A 4,029-nucleotide genomic window follows, 5' to 3' on the forward strand; every position below is an offset into this window, starting at 1 on the left:
AGATTTTTTATTTTCATTACTTCTTTTATTTAACATTTCTTGTCCTAAATCTTTCCAAATTTGCCACTTCATATCATTTGGATCAATTTCAGCAGTTTTTATAAGTACTCCAAGCAATTCAGCAGGATCACGCTGATCTAGCTTAGCAATCTCAAAAAGTGCGCCTAATTGGATAAGGTGGCGTGTACGAGCTTTACGTTCAGCTTCCTTTTCTGCATTCAATAATTTTCTAACAGCAACTTTTTGCTTATTTGCTCGATCTATGGCTTTTTCAGCTTTGATCAAGGCATTAATTTTTTTCTCTTGGTCAGATGTTCTGTACTGAATTTTGGCTAATTCAAGTAAAAGTTTTTGTGCATCACTAGGGTTCTTTAAAGCAGAAATATAGGTGATTTTTTCAGACAGCCAATCATTATTCATATTCAATTCCATTAATTCAGATACCGCAAAAGTACAGGCTTAATTCTCAAAGAACGATAACAAAATAATTACGTCAAATGTACGCAATTTTGTTAAAGTCGTTCTAGAGATTGTTGCCTGCACTTCCATCAAAAATTTGATGGCGCGCTTAGACGTTTCTCAATTTCATTGAGAAACCTAAGCACGTTAGGGACTTCATCCCTAAAACCCTGAAACTTATTTTTTTCGTTCAATTGAAAATTGAATGAAAAAAATAAGTACCAAAGCTAGGAGCAACAGCATGCAACTAAAACAGGTATTGGGAAAAATCAAAGATATTACTTTTGGCGTGATCGCAGCACCGCTAATCATCATCATTATGATGTGGGCTTCGATACTTGATCAAAGAGCGTTTAAGAAAGAGCGCAACCGAAAAAAGGAACAGGATAAAACCTAATGGCGATTGCTCGTTTAAGTGTCAAAGTCGGTAAGGCAGGTAAAGCAGCACCGCATGCCGAATATATTGATAGGGATGAAGAAAAGAAGCTGAAACAGGAACAGGCAGAAACTGATCTTGAACATAGTGCTTATGGAAACATGCCGAAATGGGCTGAACATAATCCGATTACCTTTTGGCAGGCAGCCGACCTTTACGAGCGTAAAAATGGCAGTACCTATCGAGAATATGAAATTGCCCTGCCTAGAGAGATGAATGCCGAGCAACGCCTAGAACTGGTTGAGGACTTCATTCAGTCTGAGATCGGCTCAAAATATCCGTATCAATTTGCGATTCATAACCCTAAAGCAATGGACGGCAAGGATCAGCCTCACGTTCACCTCATGTTTAATGAACGTCTGCAAGATGGAATCGAACGAGATCCAGAGCAATATTTCAAACGCTATAACGCCAAGAATCCTGAACGTGGCGGAGCTAAAAAAGACAATACGGGCAAGGGTTACCAGGAACGAAAAACTGATATTAAAGACCTACGCCAAAGATGGGCTGATTTATGCAACAGCCATTTAGAAAAACACCAAATTGACAGTCGTATTGATATGCGAAGCTACAAAGAGCAAGGCATAGAGAAAGAACCCGAAAAGAAACTATTACCAAGCCAAGCTAAAGACCCTGAAATCAGGGAAGCCTTGCAACAGTCACGTATAGCCTATAAAGAGCTTGAGCAACTAGATTTAGGCGACCCTAAAAAAGACCTGAAAGACCTCAAAAACAGCCCAATTTCAGATAAAGAAATTAAACAGGGTATTGAGAGCTTTAAGGCTGATTTTGACAGCTTTAAACAGCTTGCTTTGGAACAGTACAAACAGCAGCAGAAATTAGAAAGAGAGCAACAGAAAACAATGAAGTTTAGAGGGATGAGCCGATGACACCTGATGAAAAAAAGCTATATGCACTGATGGCAGTTGCAGAACAACAGCAGAACCTAGTCAATCAGGCCGTTAAAGAGCTTCAAATCACGAAAGAACACATTCAAAGCACTATTGCTGGGCAAACCCACCACACTATATCAAAAGCGGTAAATGAGGGCTTACAGGACGGTACAGCAGAACTTATTAAGACCGCTAAAGCGCTTGGACGCTTGAAAAACTCGATTGAATCAGCCAATGATCAATTTTCATGGAAGTTAATCACCACTTTCTTAGGTGTTTTTTCAGTTCTCATACTGACTATGACGTGGCTATTTGCATCTTATATTAAGCCTTTAGAGAATATTCCAAAGATCGAGAGTTTAAGGCAGCAAGGTATTCAGTTTGATATTCAAAGTTGTGCCGTTGGAGAAGAGTCCAAGCCCTGCGTCCGAGTGATGAAAGAGCAGTGTGGCTATGGGAAGCATGGGGATTTATGCGTTATTGACCCCAAATAGCTGAATCTGAAAATGAAGGCTCTAAGCACTCATTTATAATTTTTATTATGTTTAAAATTAGTGGAAGTTAAGGAAATTATTATGTTAAAGCAATCAAGTTTAGAAAGAACAGAGTTTAAGGAAGAAGAACTTGCGCCCATTAAAAAGCTTGATTTGAATGATTTGAAAGTTCCTATGCCTAAAAACCTTGATCAGTTACTGATTTGGACATCCGAACTGGCTCAATATAATTATGCTCAATTCCTTAACCAATCCGAACAGCTAAAACTTGTTGATGAAGACAACCTGGAAGAACAGGCGGAAATCAGTCAGAAGCTTAGGTTCTATAGAGGTAATGCGCTTATAGAAAACCAAATCAAAGATTTCTATTTGAAAAAGTTACTTGATCAAGGAGAGGCAACAGTCAAAGGTTATATTAAAAGTCCGACTAAGAAAAATACCCGATATGCTGTAATTTCTTATCATGACTATGATTTTGTAAGCTTTGCTACTCCAGAGATTCTTAATAAATTTCCAGCCGATCTCATCAATTTCGTGCAAAAGGAAACACCTAAGACATTAGCGGACATATATCCTGAAGAAGCCGTGTTCTTATCAGCTATCAAAAAATTTATAAAACCTTTTAAGGAACAGTATAAAAAATTGGCTGATAAGAACAGGGAAATTAAGGAGCACAATACAGTTGCTCATAAAATTTATATAAAAATTAAAAATAAGGAAGCAACTCTGCAAAAGCCAACAGAGTCAAAGCCTAAAGAATCTAATCCAAAGACTACTGAAAATAGTGCTGTCCCAGTAGAGATGAAGCAGGGAACCATTCAGAAAAATATGGCTCCACAAGAAAAGCCACTTACTGTGATTAAGAAGCGAAAATTTGCTTTAAACAAGAATAAGTAACTTGTAATGTAAAATTCTAAACAAAAACCCCTCTAAGTCTTGCAACTTAGAGGGGTTTTCAAGTAAATTCAGCGGTACGCAGTTATTTGATGGAACTAACATCAAGTAACGAAGATCATAAGGTTTGGCGACCGTTATGATTTCACCAAAAGGCTTGTACCTGAACTCTATTTTCACAATAAACAGTGTTTATATCAAGCCTCAAAATGATAAGTCTTCGTTAATTCGTGTTTTAAACCATCAAATAAGCATCCTAGATCGAGCTTTGCCCGCTTCTGCGTGTCCGTTTTACGGTCGGCATGCAGTACGTGTGGTAGGAATAAGTGTCACTGGCGTATTGTAGCTATAGTCGAAAGGCTAAACCGCTTACAGGGGAACTTCACATAGGCGGAGCGTTAGGAGTAGTTACATAGGACTTGTTAAGTTGTACGTTGGGGAAACCCTCGCAGAGATACAGGCAATGTAACGACAGGGAGCGCGTGGAGCGAGGTGCAAGACTTTGAGTCCTTGTCTGCATAGTCAGCAAAGCTATGTGCGGATACGACCGATATACGTGGCTCCGAAGCCAAATATATACAGGTAAATCGGCAATACTTAGGGGATATGTCATTTTTTCAAATGGCTGCCCTTAGGGTGAGTATTGCCGAAACTCTCTCAACCGTTTCCAAAGCCAAAGCACGAAGTGCGACGCTTTGGAGGCGAGTTGAGAAGTTGAGAGCACTTGCTTTTAGCTTTTATTGTGTTTAGTAGTCGAGGTAGTTGTTTTTACTTTTCTGCTTAGGCTATTCAGTTGAATGTTAAGAGAAGTCGTAACGCTAAGCCTATTAACACGATACCCATAAAAATTTCG

The 4,029-nt window shown here is 38.9% G+C and carries 5 protein-coding genes; 4 read left to right on the forward strand and 1 reads right to left on the reverse strand.

The window, feature by feature from the left end:
* Positions 1–420 (reverse strand): conjugal transfer protein TraD (locus FTU05_RS17375; protein ID WP_005253919.1); only part of this gene is annotated, 420 nt, incomplete at its 3' end.
* Positions 421–700: 280 nt separating this feature from the next.
* Between FTU05_RS17375 and FTU05_RS17380 the strand changes: the two genes are divergently transcribed.
* From FTU05_RS17380 to FTU05_RS17395, 4 genes are all read left to right on the forward strand, one after another.
* Positions 701–856 (forward strand): hypothetical protein, encoded by a 156-nt coding sequence (locus FTU05_RS17380; protein WP_004812002.1) that lies wholly within the window; start codon positions 701–703, stop codon positions 854–856.
* Positions 856–1,785 (forward strand): MobA/MobL family protein, encoded by a 930-nt coding sequence (locus FTU05_RS17385; protein WP_004282296.1) that lies wholly within the window; start codon positions 856–858, stop codon positions 1,783–1,785. Before FTU05_RS17380 ends, FTU05_RS17385 begins: the two co-directional genes overlap by 1 nt.
* A complete protein-coding gene (locus FTU05_RS17390; RefSeq protein WP_004282297.1) occupies positions 1,782–2,282 on the forward strand; it encodes a hypothetical protein in 501 nt (166 codons plus the stop codon). The genes FTU05_RS17385 and FTU05_RS17390 overlap by 4 nt, the downstream gene beginning before the upstream one ends.
* An 81-nt stretch (positions 2,283–2,363) precedes the next feature.
* On the forward strand, positions 2,364–3,179 hold the full coding sequence (locus tag FTU05_RS17395; RefSeq protein WP_005268593.1) for a hypothetical protein: 816 nt from the start codon (positions 2,364–2,366) through the stop codon (positions 3,177–3,179).
* The last annotated feature ends 850 nt before the right edge of the window (positions 3,180–4,029 follow it).

The organism is Acinetobacter sp. YH12049 (assembly GCF_013419875.1).
GTDB classification, from domain to species: domain Bacteria; phylum Pseudomonadota; class Gammaproteobacteria; order Pseudomonadales; family Moraxellaceae; genus Acinetobacter; species Acinetobacter amyesii.